Source organism: Microbacterium faecale, from assembly GCF_014640975.1.
GTDB lineage: Bacteria > Actinomycetota > Actinomycetes > Actinomycetales > Microbacteriaceae > Microbacterium > Microbacterium faecale.
Window position 1 is genome coordinate 61387 of the sequence record NZ_BMHO01000002.1, and the last position, 15993, is coordinate 77379.

General features: G+C 67.9%; 13 protein-coding genes. 3 read left to right on the forward strand and 10 right to left on the reverse strand.

Annotated elements, in window-relative coordinates; genetic code table 11:
• Positions 1-3 precede the first annotated feature (3 nt).
• The 7 genes from IEW87_RS13235 to IEW87_RS13265 all read right to left on the reverse strand — a co-directional run bounded on the left by IEW87_RS13235 (position 4) and on the right by IEW87_RS13265 (position 7065).
• Positions 4-1980, reverse strand: coding sequence for a glycosyltransferase (locus tag IEW87_RS13235; RefSeq protein ID WP_188712869.1), 1977 nt, complete (start codon positions 1978-1980; stop codon positions 4-6).
• Positions 1981-2109: 129 nt separating this feature from the next.
• Positions 2110-2742 carry a CE1759 family FMN reductase gene (locus tag IEW87_RS13240; protein ID WP_188712870.1) on the reverse strand — a complete coding sequence of 211 codons (633 nt, stop codon included), beginning with the start codon at positions 2740-2742 and terminating at the stop codon, positions 2110-2112.
• On the reverse strand, positions 2739-3959 hold the full coding sequence (locus IEW87_RS13245) for an LLM class flavin-dependent oxidoreductase (protein WP_188712871.1): 1221 nt from the start codon (positions 3957-3959) through the stop codon (positions 2739-2741). The genes IEW87_RS13240 and IEW87_RS13245 overlap by 4 nt, the downstream gene beginning before the upstream one ends.
• A 217-nt stretch (positions 3960-4176) precedes the next feature.
• Positions 4177-4446, reverse strand: a complete 270-nt coding sequence (rpsO, locus tag IEW87_RS13250; protein ID WP_188712872.1) for a 30S ribosomal protein S15 — start codon at positions 4444-4446, stop codon at positions 4177-4179.
• Between the two features lie 160 nt (positions 4447-4606).
• Positions 4607-5155, reverse strand: a complete 549-nt coding sequence (locus IEW87_RS13255) for a YceI family protein (RefSeq protein ID WP_188712873.1) — start codon at positions 5153-5155, stop codon at positions 4607-4609.
• A gap of 158 nt (positions 5156-5313) precedes the next feature.
• Positions 5314-5685 (reverse strand): FKBP-type peptidyl-prolyl cis-trans isomerase, encoded by a 372-nt coding sequence (locus tag IEW87_RS13260; protein ID WP_188712874.1) that lies wholly within the window; start codon positions 5683-5685, stop codon positions 5314-5316.
• Between the two features lie 159 nt (positions 5686-5844).
• A complete protein-coding gene (locus IEW87_RS13265; RefSeq protein ID WP_188712875.1) occupies positions 5845-7065 on the reverse strand; it encodes a PrsW family intramembrane metalloprotease in 1221 nt (406 codons plus the stop codon).
• A 53-nt stretch (positions 7066-7118) separates the two neighbouring features.
• Between IEW87_RS13265 and IEW87_RS13270 the strand changes: the two genes are divergently transcribed.
• Positions 7119-7988: a fumarylacetoacetate hydrolase family protein gene (locus IEW87_RS13270; RefSeq protein WP_188712876.1), complete on the forward strand. Its 870-nt coding sequence runs from the start codon at positions 7119-7121 to the stop codon at positions 7986-7988.
• Between the two features lie 112 nt (positions 7989-8100).
• On the opposite strand, the gene IEW87_RS13275 is transcribed toward IEW87_RS13270, so the two are convergent.
• The gene (locus IEW87_RS13275) at positions 8101-10221 is read right to left on the reverse strand and encodes a S9 family peptidase (RefSeq protein WP_188712877.1); all 2121 of its coding nucleotides are present in this window, start codon (positions 10219-10221) and stop codon (positions 8101-8103) included.
• A 23-nt stretch (positions 10222-10244) separates the two neighbouring features.
• Between IEW87_RS13275 and IEW87_RS13280 the strand changes: the two genes are divergently transcribed.
• Positions 10245-11147 (forward strand): phosphodiesterase, encoded by a 903-nt coding sequence (locus IEW87_RS13280; RefSeq protein WP_188712878.1) that lies wholly within the window; start codon positions 10245-10247, stop codon positions 11145-11147.
• 4 nt (positions 11148-11151) lie between these two features.
• On the forward strand, positions 11152-12597 hold the full coding sequence (locus IEW87_RS13285) for an aspartate ammonia-lyase (protein ID WP_188712879.1): 1446 nt from the start codon (positions 11152-11154) through the stop codon (positions 12595-12597).
• A 106-nt stretch (positions 12598-12703) separates the two neighbouring features.
• On the opposite strand, the gene IEW87_RS13290 is transcribed toward IEW87_RS13285, so the two are convergent.
• Positions 12704-13732 carry a 6-phosphofructokinase gene (locus tag IEW87_RS13290; protein WP_188712880.1) on the reverse strand — a complete coding sequence of 343 codons (1029 nt, stop codon included), beginning with the start codon at positions 13730-13732 and terminating at the stop codon, positions 12704-12706.
• A 33-nt stretch (positions 13733-13765) separates the two neighbouring features.
• Entirely contained in the window at positions 13766-15916 is a 2151-nt protein-coding gene (locus IEW87_RS13295) for a DEAD/DEAH box helicase (protein WP_188712881.1), read from the reverse strand.
• Between the last annotated feature and the right edge of the window lie 77 nt (positions 15917-15993).

Genomic DNA, 15993 nt, shown 5'->3' on the forward strand with positions numbered 1-15993 from the left:
ATCTCAGAGCGCCGCGGCGCCGTCGGACCCCTGACGGTCGCCCCGGTGATTCGGGACGACGACGTACTCGCTGTGCTTCGCCGACAGGCCGTCGCCGGCGGCGCGCCCGTGCAGCCGACGCCAGATCCACGGCAGCGCGTGACGGGTGAACCAGCGCCGACCGGACGAGTCCGCGGAGTGCAGCGCATCGTCGAGGTCGCCGAGCGCCACTGCGTCAGGAACGCCGAGGATCTCAGCGGCGCGGTACGACAGAATCCGGTGCCCGCGACTCGCGAGATGCACGCGGTCCTCCGCGAACATCTCGGGATCCGCGAGCTCGGGAAGTGCCTCGACGTCGACGAGGAATGACCCGGTCTGCCACGCGATGCGTCGCAGCTCGTGCGCGAATCGGGCGAAGCGACCAGCGAACATCCGCACGGCGCGCCGGCGCGGGAGGAACGGCATCACGAGCAGCACGTCGGCTCCGCTCGCGCGCACGCGGCGCACTTCGCGTTCGAGCTGATGCGCGAGGCGCACCGGGTCCGCGACGTGCGTGACGAGGTCGTTCGCTCCCATGAAGATGGCGACGAGGTCCGGATCCAGCGCGAGCGCGGCAGGAACCTGCTCGCTCGTCAGGTCACGCACGCGGCGACTGCGCACCGCCAGATTCGCGTACTGGAACTCCTCCCGCGCGCTCTCCGCGAGCATCGTCGCAAGCCGATCCGCCCAGCCGCGGACGTGTCCCTCGTCCATGCGCGACGTATCGCACAGGCCCTCGGTCAGCGAATCGCCGAGCGCGACGAACCGTCGCCAGCGCGGTGTATCGGCACGCCGGACGGGCGTGAGCGGGCGCGTCGCGGCGCGGACGACGAGACGATCGTCGAAGCGCCGCAGCCGCGCCGCTTCTGCGTAGTGCGACACCAGCTGCTCGGTGAGCGCTCGCCAGGTGCGCTGCCGCACCCCATCACGCGCCGCGGATCCGAAGGACCGTCGCTTCGCCTCGTCGCCCAGGAGGTCCTCGACGCGCCGGCGGAGGTCGGCGAGGTCTCCCGGGGCGTAGAGCCACCCATCGATCGAACTGCGGACGAGATCGACGGGACCACCCGATCCCGTCGCGACGACCGGAACGCCGCTCGCGAGCGCCTCCTGGACGGTCTGACAGAACGTCTCTGCCTCGCCCGGATGCACGAACACGTCGAAGCTGGCGACCGCCCGGCCGAGATCGCCGCCGTCAAGGAACCCCGTGAAGACGGCTCCGTCGAGCTCGCGCTCGAGCCGGGCGCGCTCGGGTCCGTCGCCGACGATCACGAGTCGCGCCCCGGGGATCCGCGTCAATGCCCGCAGGTCGTCGACCTGCTTCTCCGGGGCGAGGCGTCCGACGTAGCCGATGATCCGTTCGCCGGGCGCCACCTGTTGCCGCCACGCATCCGACCGATGCGCGGGCGAGAACTTCACCGAGTCGACGCCACGCCCCCACCGCCAGAGACGGTCGACCTCGAGCGCGGCGAGCTGACGCTCCGCGGCGCTCGAGGGTACGAGAGACAGCGTCGCCCGACGATGCAGCCGCGCGACGTGCGCCTCCGCGAGAGCGGCGACGCCCGCCACCCCGTACTTCGAGGTGTAGGCGATGACATCAGTCTGGTAGACGGCGACCGTCGGGAGGCCGAGGGCATCCGCGGCCACGAGCCCCTGCCATCCCAGCACGGCCGGCGAGGCGAGGTGCACGACGTCGGGGACGAAGCCCGCGAGGATCCGCTTGAGCTGCGCGACCGACGCGATCGCCACGCGCACGTCCGGGTAGCTCGGCAGCGGGACCGACGCGAGCAGCGCTGTCGCCGGAAGCTCATGGTTCACGTCCGAGCCGGATCCGCCCGCTGCGCGCGGCGCGACGATGAGCACCTCATGACCGAGGTCACGGAGGTGACGCGACACGTGCAGCACGGAGTTCGTGACGCCGTTCATGTGCGGAAGGAAGCTCTCGGTGACGATCGCGACGCGCATGGCCTCATCGTGGCCCTGCGCACCGGAGGGCCACGACCCGACGCGGCGGATGTTGCGCAGAGTTCACCGTCCCGCCCTCTGCCGCCCCCGTACCGTTCACCGCGCACCGCGGATCCCCGCGAGCGCGAGTCAGGTGAGCAGATCCGCGAAGGACGCGGCGCCGCCGAGATAGGCCTCGGGCGAGTACGGATCCTGCGCGGCGCGGTGAGGCCCTCCCACCAGCCGGTCGGCGAGTTCACGCGCGGCGCGGTCGATGCGCTTCTGCAGCGGCGCGACACGATCGGCGCCCTCGCCCCAGTCGTCGGACGCGGCGAAGACACCCGTCGTGACCGGTTCGGCGTGCAGGTAGGTGAACAGCGGCCGGATCGCGTAGTCGATCGCGAGCGAGTGGCGCGGGGTGCCCGCCGTGGCGCCGATCAGCACCGGAGTGCCCTCGAGCGCGTCGCGATCGAGCGCGTCGAGCCAGCTCTTGAACAGCCCGGAATAGCTCGTCGAGAAAATGGGCGTCACCACGACGAGCGCGTCCGCGGCTGCAACAGCCTCGTTCACCTCAGCGAGCGGCTTCGGAGCGAAGCCCGTCAGGAGGTGGTTGGTGATGTCGTGGGCGACATCGCGCAGTTCGAAGATGCTCGCGGTCGCCTCGACGCCCCGGCCGGCGAGCTCGGCCGTGACCGCGGCGGTCACGCGGTCCGCGAGCATCCGCGTCGACGACGGCGTGCTGAGCCCCGCCGAGACGACGGCGATCGTTCGTTCGTCACTCATCGCTTTCCTCCGAGCCCGAACGCGCTGCCGGCTGGCGCCGGCGCGTCCTGGTACGGGGATCCGCCGGTGACGTTGTCGCCACGGTTCGCGTTGGGACGCGGCTGGCGCGGTTCGTCGTCGCCGTACTTCGCCGTCACCCGCGCGGCATGCGTGGGCGCGTCCGGGACCGTCTCGGGCCGGTCATTCTGCAGCTCGCGGCGGAGCACGGGGACGACATCCTGACCGAGGAAGTCGATCTGCTCGAGCACCATCTTCAGCGGAAGGCCGGCGTGGTCCATGAGGAAGAGCTGGCGCTGGTAGTCGCCGAACGCGTCACGCATGGAGGCGTAGCGATCGATCACCTGTTGCGGCGAGCCGACCGTCAGCGGCGTCATCTCGGTGAAGTCCTCCATCGTCGGGCCATTGCCGTAGACGGGGGCGTTGTCGAAGTACGGGCGGAACTGATCCGCCGCGTCCTGCGAGTTCTTCGCCATGAAGGCCTGCCCGCCGAGCCCGACGATCGCCTGCTCGGGCGTGCCGTGGCCGTAGTGCGCGTACCGCTGGCGGTAGAGCCCAATCAGGCGCTGGTAGTGCTCCTTCGGCCAGAAGATGTTGTTGGCGAAGAAGCCGTCACCGTAATACGCCGCCTGCTCGGCGATCTCGGGCGTGCGGATGGAGCCGTGCCACACGAACGGTGGCACGTCGTCGAGCGGCCGCGGCGTCGAGGTGAAGCCATTCAGAGCCGTGCGGAAGCGCCCCTCGAAGTCGACGACGTCTTCACGCCAGAGTCGGTGCAGAAGCTGGTAGTTCTCGATCGCGAGCGGCAGGCCCTCGCGGATGTCCTTGCCGAACCACGGGTAGACGGGCCCGGTATTTCCTCGCCCCATGATGAGGTCGGTGCGGCCGCCAGCGAGGTGCTGCAGCATCGCGTAGTCCTCGGCGATCTTGACCGGGTCGTTGGTCGTGATCAGCGTCGTCGCCGTCGACAGGATCAGTCGCTCCGTCTGCGCCGCGATGAACGCCAGGGTCGTCGTCGGCGACGACGAGAAGAAGGGCGGGTTGTGGTGCTCACCGAGGGCGAAGACGTCGAGCCCTGCTTCCTCGGCATGCGTCGCGATGCGGACGATGTCGCGGATCCGCTGCGCTTCGCTCGGCGTCTCCCCCGACACCGGGTCGCGCGTGATATCGCTGACGGACATCAACCCAAACTGCATCGCTGTGCTGTTGGTGTCGTTCATGAGACCTCCACTCATTTCCATGCATTTGAATATACATGATGCAACGCGTGCGCCGCGAATCTATTCCCGGAACGACGAAAGCCCGCCCCACACCGTGGGACGGGCTTTCGAGAAGTCGATTGAACGCTGGGCGCTCCCCTCGGCTCCTGCGGCTTATCGGCACGTTCACCGGGCAAGCCGGTGAACCAGACAGTGCTGGCCGATACGGGCTTCGTCGTTAGCGACGGAGACCGATGCGCGCAATCAGCGCGCGGTAACGCGCGATGTCGACGCGCTGCAGGTAGCCGAGAAGGCGGCGGCGCTGACCGACGAGCAGGAACAGCCCACGACGCGAGTGGTGGTCGTGCCTGTGCTCCTTGAGGTGCTCGGTCAGGTCGGAGATGCGCCGCGACAGCAGAGCAACCTGCACCTCGGGGGATCCGGTGTCACCGGGGTGCGTCGCGTACTCTTCGATGATCGACTTCTTGACGTCAGCTTCCAGTGCCATAGAAATTGATCCCCTTCCTCGTCATTGCGCGGCGCTCCACACCGAATGTGCGAGCTCTCTGTATCCGCGGCCGCTGTAACGGCAATCAGTGAGTCTACCCCACACGCACGCGCGCCCCTCCCAGGATCCAGGAAGGGGCGCGGAGGTCACGCGACGCAGATCAGGCCTGCAGCGTGCCCTGCAGGTCGAGCGTGATCTTGACGGTCTTGCCGACGAGCACACCACCGGTCTCGAGCGCGGCGTTCCAGTTGAGGCCGAACTCTTCGCGGTCGATCGTCGCCTCGGCCGTTGCGCCGCCCTTGTAGTTGCCCCAAGGGTCGGAACCGAAGCCACCCAGCTCGAGCGAGAAGGTGACGGCGCGAGTGACATCCTTGATCGTCAGGTCGCCATCGACGACGAGGCCGTCGCCCTGCTCGCGCACGCCGGTACTGGCGAATGAGATCGTCGGGAAATTCTCGGCGTCGAAGAAGTCGGCACTGCGCAGATGGCCATCACGACCCTCGTCGTTCGTGTCGACCGACGCGACGTCAGCGGTCGCCTCGACCGTCGCGTCGAGCGGGTTCTCCGGCAGCACGAGCGTCGCCTGCTTGACGAGGAACTTCCCCCGCACCTTCGAGATCATCATGTGCCGCACCTCGAAGTTGACGTCGCTGTGCGACGAGTCGAGGACGTAGGTGCCTGCCTTGTATCCGGGAATGTCAATGGTCATGCGCTCTCCTTGCCACAACGGCGATTCGATGGCGCGACTCGTTCGCGCTCCATACAAGTATTCATCTGCATGTAATTAAAGTCAAGTGAATAGATTGTGAATCGTCCGTGACGCACTCGTGGGCGGGCCCAGGCCGGACCCGCCCACGAGTGAAGGATTCAGGAAGCGTCGACGAGGTCGATGATGAAGATGAGGGTCTTGCCGCCGAGGAAGTGACCGGCTCCGGACTCGCCGTACGCGAGGCGCGGCGGAATCGTCAGGCGGCGTCGACCGCCGACCTTCATCCCGGGGATCCCGTCCTGCCAGCCCTGGATGAGCATGCCGAGCGGGAACTGCGCCGGCTCGCCGCGGTTCCAGGAAGAGTCGAACTCCTCGCCGGAGTCGTAGTCGACGCCGGCATAGTGGATCGTGACGGTCGCGCCGGGCTTCGCCTCGTCGCCAGTGCCGACGATGATGTCGTGAACTTCGAGCTCCGCGGGTGCCGGGCCCTCAGGCGGTTCGAACTCGGGCTTCGTGCGTTCTTCGGTCATGCTTACATCCTGACCGATGCGCACGCGCACGACCACCGAATGCGCTATCGGCGAAACGGTACCGCCGAGACAGAGAACCAGCGCCCGGGTCTCGGCGAGGCCGGAGAACGCATCGGGCGCTGGTCTATGGAGACAGAGTCTCCCACCGTGACGGGGAAGTCAAGACCCCCGCGACCAATCGTTACCGACCCCGATCGGCGCGAGGAGGCGCGCGCGGGTACTCATCATGCGCGCCAGGAGGGCGTGCTCGTCCGCGGCAGCGAGCGGGTCCGTCCCGGTGATCGCGCGCTGGCGGGCCCAGGCGAGTCGCGCGCCGTCATGGATGAAGTCGCGCATGATGGGGCGCCGATCGCCCGGCAGGCTGCGCGCCCACGCGAGCCCTGCCGTCCGTCCCGGCTTCGTCGACAGCATGTCTGCCTCGGGCGCCGTGAACCAACCGGCGCGCACGTAATCTTCGAGACGCTCTCGGCGCAGCAGCAGCTCCGCGCGACGGATCCGGATCGACACGGCGATGAACACGATGAACAGCGGCACCTGGAGCAGTACGTACGGCAGGAGGAAACCGGCGAATGCGGCGCTCGCGTTCCAGAAGGCGTGCAAGGCGATCGCGACCAGGAGGCCCAGCAGCCAGGGGAAGAACACCGGCCGCGCGCGGCGTACTGCGAGACCGACCGCGAAGCCGCATGCTGCCGTGAACATGATGTGCGCGAACGGCGAGAGGATCGCGCGGAGGAAGAACACCGTCGTGAGCTCGCCGACCCCGCCCGCCAGGAGCGCCTCGACGAAGTATTTGATGTTCTCGACGAACGCGAACCCGGCACCAACGAGGCCGCCGTAGATGATGCCATCGAGCGTGCCGTCAAGGCTTCGCTTCGCCATCGCGAGGATCAGGAGGATGCCGAGGCACTTCAGGATCTCCTCGACGATGGGCGCCTGCACGACCGATCCGAACCACGAGAACATGGTCGCGTACGGCACCGCCGTATAGAGGAACCCGCCGATCAGAAGGGTCAGCGCGATCGACACGAACGCGCCCCACGCCGTCGCGAAGACCAGCATGCCGACGGGTTCGGGCTCCCAGCGGTCGAGCCAGAGCAACGCGAGCACCACAGCGGCGAAGGGCAGGAAGGCGATGACCGACGCGAGCGCCGGTGCGGCGAGTCCGTACTCCCTGAGGAAGAACGCGAGCGTGGCGAGCGCGAAGAGCGCGATGAAGGGCCACGTCCACACCCAGACGGTGCGTCCCTCCTTGACGAGCGACGGCTGCGCGACCGGCAGATGCGGCTCACTCGCGGGCGCAGGAGAGATCTGCGCGCCGTCGGCGCGCGCGGGTCGGGCGAATGCGCGGGGGTCGTACTTCCCTCCGGGAAAACTCGTCATCGTCTCGAAGTCTATTCACCTGCGGCTCCGCGCCCGACGGATAGGCTGGTTCCATGCGCTTCGCCCACGTGATCCTGCCGGAGTCCACCGATCCTGCCCTCGTCCACGTGACGGATGCTGGCGTCGTCGCCGTCGCCGACCTCATCGCCGACGGGCCGGTCACCCTCGAGCAGCTCATCGCGCGTGGACCGCAGGCGACCGCGGAGATCGAGGCCGCAGCGTCGGACTACGCGGGCGAGCGAATCGACGTCGCGGACGTCTCGTTCGCGCCCGCGGTGCTCACCCCGCCGGCGATCATGGCCATCGGCCTGAACTACGCGGCGCACGCGGGCGAGCTCAGCCTGACCAGCGACGATACGCCGACCGTCTTCACGCTGTGGCCGAACTCGCTCGCCGGCCACGAGGGCACGACGACCTGGTCGCGCACGATCAGCGAGTCGGTGGACTTCGAAGCCGAGCTCGGCGTGATCATCGGGTCGCCCGCGCGGGACGTGTCCGAGGAGGACGCTCTCGATCACGTCTTCGGCTACACCGTTGTCAATGACATCTCGGCACGCAACATCCAGTACTCCGAGGCGCAGTGGTGCCGCTGCAAGTCGTTCGACGATTTCACCCCCGTGGGCCCGTACGTCGTGACGGCCGACGAGATCCCGGATCCGCAACAGCTCGCGATCTGGACGAGCGTCGACGGCGCGGTGATGCAGGACGCGTCGACGAACCAGATGATCCGGTCGGTCGCGAAGCTCATCGCGCACCTGTCGACCGGCATCACGCTGATGCCGGGCACGCTGATCTCGACGGGCTCCCCCGGCGGATCCGGCTACTCGCGCACCCCGCAGGTGCTGCTCGTGGACGGTTCCACCGTCACGGTCGGCGTCGAGGGCCTCGGCGAACTGACCACGCACTGCCGCACCGTCGCGTAGCGCGTCGCGTCAGGCCCGCCGCTCGCCGGATAGCGCGGCGTGGCTCGCAAGGCGGAGGAGGGAGGCGCACCGGGGTGCGTCGACCGACGACAACGCAGCGAGGCGCGTCGCGCTATTCGGCGATGCCGAAGATGTCGAGGATCCAGGCGAGCTGGTAGGCCCGCTCGCGCCATGAGTTGTATCGACCGCTGACGCCGCCGTGTCCGGCGACCATCTCGCACTTCAGCAGCGCGTCGGCGCCGACCTCGCGCAACCGGGCGACCCACTTGGCGGGCTCGACGTAGTACACCCGGGTGTCGTTGAGGGAGGTCGTCGCGAGGATCCGCGGGTAGGTGACGTCATCGCGCACGTTCTCATACGGGGTGTACGAGCGCATGTAGTCATAGAAGGTCTCATCGTGAAGCGGGTCTCCCCACTCCTCCCACTCGATGACCGTGAGCGGGAGCGACGGATCCAGGATGGTCGTAAGCGCGTCGACGAACGGAACGTCGGCGAGGATCCCCCCGAACTGCTCGGGGGCGAGGTTGCCGACGGCGCCCATGAGCAGGCCGCCCGCTGAACCGCCTTCGGCGACGAGGCGGTCCGGGCTCGTGTAGCCGTTGTCATTCAGGAAGCGCGCGACGTCCACGAAGTCGGTGAAACTGTTGCGCTTACGGGCGAGCTTGCCGTTCTCGTACCAGGCGCGGCCCATCTCGCCCCCGCCGCGCACGTGCGCGATGGCGAAGACGACGCCGCGGTCGAGCATCGACAGGCGCGACATGGAGAAGTGCGGATCGATCGAATGCTCGTATGCGCCGTAGCCGTAGAGGTGCACGGGCCGCGGCGACTCCCCCGGCGTGCCGAAGGAACGCTTCCAGACGAGCGAGACAGGGATCTCGGTGCCGTCAGCGGCGGGCACCCAGAGCCGCTGCTGCGCGTAGTCGTCGCGGTCGTACCCGCCGAGCACTTCGACCTGCTTCAGCACGGTGCGTTCGTCGGTGGCGACCTCGTAGTTGAGCACGGTCGCGGGCGTCGTCAGAGAGTCGTAGTTCAGCCGCACGATGGGCTGCGCCCATTCGGGGTTGCCGGACGCACCGGCCGTGTAGAGAGGCTCTTGGAACGTGATTTCGCGCACCTCGCCGCTCGCGTAGTCGAGGATCCCCATGCGCGCGATGCCGCCGGAGCGATACTCGACGATCGCGAAGTCCCGCAGACAGTCCACGTCTTCGAGTCGGACGCCGGCACGGTGCGGGATCACAGTCTCGGGCTCCGCCGCCGGGTTGCCCACGGGAACGCGCTCGAGGGTGAAGTCCTCGGCGCCGTCGTTGTGGAGGACGTAGAACCAGTCTTCGCCGTCGACGACAGCGTGGTCGACGGCGTACTCCACGCCGTCCTCGCGTGAGAACACCGTGTACGTGTCGACGTCCTGGCCCTCGTACAGGAGTGGAACATCGTCGGCGCGCATGATCGTCACGTCGGTCGTCGTGTTCGACCCCGACACGATCTGGAAGAAGTCACGACTGCGCGTATATCCGGCGCCGACCCAGAACGCCTCGTCGGACTCATGGAAGATCTCGACGTCGTCGTCCCGGCCGGCATCTCCCACGCGATGCAGCCATACTCGGTCCGGCCGCCAGGCGTCGTCGACCGTCGAGTAGAGGATGAAACGCCCGTCCGGGGTGAAGCTCGCGCCGGCCGCTATGCCTTCGAGCACGTCGGGCAGTGGTTTCCCGGTATCGATGTCGCGTACGCGCACGGTGTAGCGCTCGTCACCGGCGAGGTCGACGCCCCACAGCATGGTGCCACCGTCGAGCGTCACGCCGAAGGCACCGAGGGCGAAGAACTCGCTGTCGGCGGCCTCGACGTTCGCATCGAAGAGCACCTGCTCACCGGGGATCTTCTCGTCGACCGACAGCACCGGCGGCGTCCAGTCCTCCGGGTCCGAGATCGGCGCACGGCACTGCAGTCCGTACTGCTGGTCCTTGATCGAGCGCCCGTAGTACCACCAGTCGCCGCGGCGGATCGGCACCGACAGGTCGGTCTCGCGCACCCGCGACCGGATCTCGTCGAAGAGCTTCTCCCGGAGCGGCTCGAGGTGCGCCAGTCGCTCTTCGGCGTACGCGTTCTCGGCTTCCAGGTGCGAGATGACGGCGGGCGACTCCTTCTCGCGCAGCCACTCATACGGGTCGCGGAACACCCGACCGTGGTGCGAACGTGTCGTGAGGACCTTCTTCGCGATGGGTGCTGCCGTCACACCTCCACGTTACCGTTGGTGCCATGTCGTTCGGTCAGCACGCTCCCGCCTCCCACACTCTCGTCCACATCAGCGACACGCACCTGCTCGGCGCGAACCCGCGTCTCGGCGGCACGATCGACGTGCGGGCCAATCTGCAGGCGATGCTCGACCGGATCGAGCGCCTCGACCGTGCCGACGCGATCATCATCACCGGAGATCTGACCGACCTCGGCGAGCCCGACGCGTATCGCGAGCTGAAGCGTCTCGTCGAGCCCGTTGCCGCGCGCATGGCGGCGCCCGTGCTGTGGGTGGCGGGGAACCACGACGAGCGGCCCGCGATGCGCCGCGACCTGTTGGGCGAGGACCCGTCTGAGCGCGCGATCTACACCGCGATCGACGTCGGCGGCCTGCGCGTGATCGCGCTCGACTCATCGGTTCCCGGCTGGCATCACGGCCGCATCGACGACGAGCAGCTGCGCTGGCTGCGTGAGACGCTCGCGGCGCCCGCGCCGCGCGGCACGATCGTCGCCCTGCATCATCCGCCGCTGCCGAGCCACGTTCCGATGTTCGACATCCTCGAGCTGCAGAACCAAGCAGCACTCGCAGACGTGATCGACGGATCCGACGTGCGCGCCGTGCTCGCTGGCCACCTGCACTATTCGATGAGCGGATCCTTCGCGGGGGTTCCGGCCTTCGTCGCGGCGGCGAGCTGCTACACGATGGACGTCGCTCGTCCGCCGCGCCGGATCAACGGCATGGACGCGGGACAGACCTTCCATCTCGTGCACGTGTACGACGACCAGATCACCAGCACCGTCGTTCCCGTCGACGCCGCCGACCCGGCCGAGGTCTTCACACCCGAGTGGTACGAACAAGTGGAGCGGATGACTCCCGCCGACCGTCTCGAGTTCTTCTCGCGAAAGCGGCCCGAGCCGTTAGCCTGAGGGCATGGCACCCGCGACGACGCGAACTGAAACCGACTCCTTGGGCTCGAGGGAGATCCCCTCCGACGCCTATTGGGGGATCCACACACTCCGCGCCCAGGAGAACTTCGACATCACCCGGCGCGCGATCTCGGTGTATCCCGAGCTCGTGACCGCGCTGGCGATGGTGAAACAGGCGGCGGCGCGCGCGAACAAGGAGGTCGGGGCGCTCGACGCGGCTCGGGCGGACCTCATCGACAACGCGGCGCAGCGTGTCATCGACGGCGAGTTCCACGACCAGTTCACGGTGGGCGTGATCCAAGGTGGCGCCGGCACCTCGACGAACATGTGCGCGAACGAGATCATCACGAACATCGCGCTCGAGATGTCGGGACATGAGAAGGGCGATTACACCTCCCTCTCCCCCACCGACCACACCAACCGTTCGCAGTCGACGAACGATGTCTATCCGACGGCGTTGAAGATCGGTGTGCTGCTGGCGCACCGCACCCAACTCGACGAGCTCGACCTGCTACGACAGTCGTTTGCGCGCAAGGCCGACGAGTTCCGTGACGTCGTCAAGGTCGGTCGGACCCAGCTGCAGGACGCGGTGCCGATGACGCTCGGCCAGGAGTTCCACGGCTTCGCCACGACGATGGGCGAGGACTGGAACCGGCAAGCGTCGAATTCCGAACTGCTGCTCGAGATCAACATGGGCGCGACGGCGATCGGCACCGGCATCAACGTGCCCCGCGGCTACGGCGAGTCCGTCCGCAAGCATCTGTCAGAGATCTCGGGCCTCGACCTGCGCACGGCGACCGATCTGATCGAGGCCACGAGCGACACGGGTGCGTTCATGTCGTTCTCCGCCTCGATCAAGCGAACGGCGATGAAGCTGTCGAAGATCTCCAACGACCTGCGTCTGCTGTCGTCCGGACCGCAGGCGGGGTTCGGCGAGATCAATCTGCCGGCCCAGCAGGCTGGATCCTCGATCATGCCCGCCAAGGTGAACCCCGTCATCCCCGAGGTCGTCAACCAGGTGGCGTTCGCCGTCGCCGGCAATGACATGACCGTGACGATGGCGGTCGAGGGCGGTCAGCTTCAGCTCAACCCCTTCGAGCCGGTGATCGGCCACGCCCTGTTCCAGTCGATCATCTGGATGCGGCAGGCGATGCGCACGTTGCGGGTGAACTGCATCGACGGGATCACCGCGAACACCGAGCGTCTCGGCGCCATGGTCGGCCAGAGCGTCGGCGTCATCACCGCGCTGACGCCGTACATCGGCTATTCCTCGGCAGCGGCACTGGCGAAGACCGCGTTGCTGACGGGGCGCGACGTCGCCGATCTCGTCGTGGACGCGGGTCTCATGGATCGCGCCCAGGTCGAGAAGTACCTGCGCACGGAACGCCTGACGGGCCTCGAGCCGCCAACGACCGCGATCCCCATCATCGCCCCGGAGGATCTCCCGTAACGCACGTCGACTGAGGCCAACGTCGCGACCCGCCTCGCAAGGCGGCCGAAGGAGGCGTGCCCGCGCACGTGGACTGAGGCCAACGCCGCGAGGGGGGACTGTGGGGTCAGCCGAAGAGGGCGGAGGCTTCTTCGTAGCGGGAGTGGGGGACTTCGTTGAGCTCGCCGAGGGCGTCGTCGAAGGTGACGCGCTCGATCTCGGTGCCACGCATCGAGAGCATCTCTCCCCAGGCGCCGTCGACGACGGCGTCTGCGGCGTGGAGGCCGAGGCGCGTCGCCAGAACGCGGTCGAAGCCGGAGGGCGAGCCGCCGCGCTGGATGTGACCCAGCACGGTCGAGCGGGTCTCGATCCCGGTCTTCTGTTCGATCATCGGGCCGAGGACTTCGCTGATCCCGCCGAGGCGCGGCCGGTTGAACGCGTCGAGGCCTTTGTCGGAGTATGCCTCTTCCTGGCCCTTCAGCTTGAAACCTTCGGCGACGACGACGAGCGGAGCACGGCCGCGCTCCGATGCGGACTCGACCTGCTCGCAGATGTCGTCGATCGTCAGGGGAACCTCGGGGATGCAGATGATGTGGGCACCGGCGGCCATTCCGGAGTGCAGGGCGATCCATCCGACGTGACGGCCCATGACCTCCGCGACCATACAGCGCTGATGGGAGTCACCGGTCGTACGCAGCCGGTCCATCGCCTCGGTGGCGATATTCACGGCCGTGTCGAAGCCGAACGAGTAGTCGGTCGCCGCGAGGTCGTTGTCGATGGTCTTCGGCACACCGACGACCGGCACGCCTTCCTTCCACAGCCGGTTGGCTGCCGCGAGCGTGCCCTCGCCGCCGATCGCGATGATGCCGTCGATCTTGTGACCGTAGAGGGTCTTGGTGATGTTCTCAGCGCCGCCGCGGTCACCCTCGTAGGGGTTCGTCCGGCTCGTTCCGAGAATCGTGCCGCCGACCTTCGACAGCCCCTTCACGTCCGCACGCTGAAGGGGGAAGAAATCGGCGTCGACCAGACCGCGCCAGCCGTCGCGGATTCCGACGAATTCGATGCCGTACTTCCGCGAGCCCTTGAGCACTGCTCCGCGGATGACGGCGTTCAAGCCTGGGCAGTCTCCGCCCGATGTGAGGATCCCGATCTTCATGCTCCGAGACTATCGGTTCCGGCCGGTGCGACGTTACGCGGAAAGCGCCTCACGGAGGAGTGATTTGAGCGTCGCGAGCTGCACGGATTCGACGTCCTCTGCCGGCATCTGCGCACCGTCGAGGGCGCGGGCGGCGAGGCCCTCCTTCGAGTCGATCAGTTCGGCGATCCGCTGATCGATCGTGTTCGCCGCGACGATGCGCCACGCCGTGACGGGCTCGCCCTGTCCGATGCGGTGCACGCGGTCGATCGCCTGCGTCTGCTCGGCGGCGGTCCAGCTCAATTCGGCGAGGACGACGTTCGAGGCAGCCTGCAGGTTGACGCCGACACCGGCTGCCGTGAGCGAACACACGGCGACGCCGACGGCGGGGTCTTCGTTGAACGCATCGATTGCGTCCTGCCGCGCCTGGGCCGTCTGCTCGCCGCGGATCGACACGGAGGTGAGACCGGCTTCGCGGAAGTGCTTCTCGGCGCTGTCCATGACGTCGATGTGCTTCGCGAAGAAGACCACCTTGCCGACCGAGCGCTGCAGTTGCACCGCGTAGTCGGCAGCGAGCTGAGCCTTGCCCTGTCCGATGCGGCGCACCATCGAGAAGACGTTGTCGCCGTCGGTTCCCGCCGCGCGGGATTCGTCGAGCTCCCCCGACGCCACGAGATGCACGATGTCTTCGTCGATATCCCCCGGCGCGCGCTCGCGATCGCCGCGCGCCGTGAGGATCCGGTGGTAGCGGTCGACGAGGCGTCGCTGGAGCTCGCGCTCCGCCTGCGCGATGGAGCGGCCGAACTCGTCGTCCAACTGCACCGGCATGTCGGCGATGAGCTTGTCCGGAAGGTCCTTCGCGACGTCCTTCTTGCGGCGACGCACGATGCCGAGGTCGATGACGGCCTGGCGCGCTGCCGGGTAGAACGACTTGTCCGCGGGTGTATAGCCCGCGGCGTCGAGGCTCTCCATGAGCTCGGGGCCGGGCTTCGTGCCGTCGGCCCATCCGAGGAACCGCCAGATCGCGTCGAAGTCCTCGACGTCGTTGATGAGCGGCGTTCCGGTCAGCGCCATCAGCAGGGGGTCTCCGCCCGGCGCGGTCTCGCGGATGCGTTGGCCGAGGGCGAGCACATTCTGCGACCGCTGCGAGCTGAGGTTCTTGATGAAGTGCGCCTCGTCGACGACCATGCCTCGCAACCCGATCTCGCTCAGCCACGCGAGGTGGCGGTCGAGGATCTCGTAGTTGACGATGAACACGTCGGCGAATGCGTCGACGTCGTTGCCGTCTCCCGTGATGACCGTCGCGCGACGCTGCGGGGTCCACCGCTCGACCTCGCGCGCCCAGTTCATCTTCACCACATTCGGGACGACGACCAGCATCGGGTAGGCGTTCGCGACGCTGGCGGCGAGCACCGACTGCGCAGTCTTTCCGAGGCCCGGCTCGTCGGCGAGCAGGAATCGACGGTGCCCGGCACGCACGGCCTCGAGGAACCGCGACTGGTGGACCATGATCTCGAGGCCGCGCGGCGAAAGCCGATCGAACTCGGGCAGCTCCGGGAGCTGCATCGTCGCGGCCCCGCCGCCGGCGCCCTGAGCGAACGCCTTGTACAGCGGGCCCATCAGCTCCCAGCTGTCAAGCTGCCGACGCGGCTGAGTGATCGGCGTGAACCGGGCCGGGTCCGGAGCGAGGAACGGGTTCGAGTCGATCCGCGCCTCGACCTGAGCGGGCCGCACGGCCCGCTCAGCCGCGACGGCCGGCACGATCGGCGCCGCCACCTTCGGCTTCGCGTCGTCGATGACGAGGTCCTCGGGCGGCAGCTCGACGCCGGCGTCGAGCAGCCAGTCGCGGCGCATGCGCTTCGCGACAGGGCTCGTGGCCTGGTCGACTTCGAGCAGTTGGATCAGCGAGGTGTCGCGCGCCGCCGTCTTCGCGAGGATCGTCGCGACGCCATCGAGTCGTTTGAGCAGCTCTGCGCGCGCCGAATCGGAGAGCTCATGGTCTTCCTTCACTCGTGCGCGCTCCTCGCGCACGAGGAAGGCGATGACCTGGAACTTCACGCGGTTGGTCGGCCCCAGCTTGTTCTTCTGGGACTTCGCCTCAACCTCACGCACCTTGCGCGCGAGGATCGGGATGATCGGTGCCACGTCGTCGCGTCGTGCGGACGAGGACTTCTTGCGCTGTCGCGCGGGTGCCGTGGTCGGCATGCTCCTCCTGAGCCGAATAGCCGTTGCCGTCAGAGGCGAACGGGCCGTGAGGTCGTGCATCGCGGGTTGCGGCTGTG

Coding starts and splice junctions, on each gene's coding strand:
- IEW87_RS13245 (WP_188712871.1), bottom strand. CDS start 3,959: ATGAACGACACCAACAGCACAGCGATGCAGTTTGGGTTGATGTCCGTC.
- IEW87_RS13260 (WP_188712874.1), bottom strand. CDS start 5,685: ATGACCGAAGAACGCACGAAGCCCGAGTTCGAACCGCCTGAGGGCCCG.
- IEW87_RS13255 (WP_188712873.1), bottom strand. CDS start 5,155: ATGACCATTGACATTCCCGGATACAAGGCAGGCACCTACGTCCTCGAC.
- IEW87_RS13290 (WP_188712880.1), bottom strand. CDS start 13,732: ATGAAGATCGGGATCCTCACATCGGGCGGAGACTGCCCAGGCTTGAAC.
- IEW87_RS13235 (WP_188712869.1), bottom strand. CDS start 1,980: ATGCGCGTCGCGATCGTCACCGAGAGCTTCCTTCCGCACATGAACGGC.
- rpsO (WP_188712872.1), bottom strand. CDS start 4,446: ATGGCACTGGAAGCTGACGTCAAGAAGTCGATCATCGAAGAGTACGCG.
- IEW87_RS13285 (WP_188712879.1), top strand. CDS start 11,152: ATGGCACCCGCGACGACGCGAACTGAAACCGACTCCTTGGGCTCGAGG.
- IEW87_RS13240 (WP_188712870.1), bottom strand. CDS start 2,742: ATGAGTGACGAACGAACGATCGCCGTCGTCTCGGCGGGGCTCAGCACG.
- IEW87_RS13270 (WP_188712876.1), top strand. CDS start 7,119: ATGCGCTTCGCCCACGTGATCCTGCCGGAGTCCACCGATCCTGCCCTC.
- IEW87_RS13280 (WP_188712878.1), top strand. CDS start 10,245: ATGTCGTTCGGTCAGCACGCTCCCGCCTCCCACACTCTCGTCCACATC.
- IEW87_RS13295 (WP_188712881.1), bottom strand. CDS start 15,916: ATGCCGACCACGGCACCCGCGCGACAGCGCAAGAAGTCCTCGTCCGCA.
- IEW87_RS13265 (WP_188712875.1), bottom strand. CDS start 7,065: ATGACGAGTTTTCCCGGAGGGAAGTACGACCCCCGCGCATTCGCCCGA.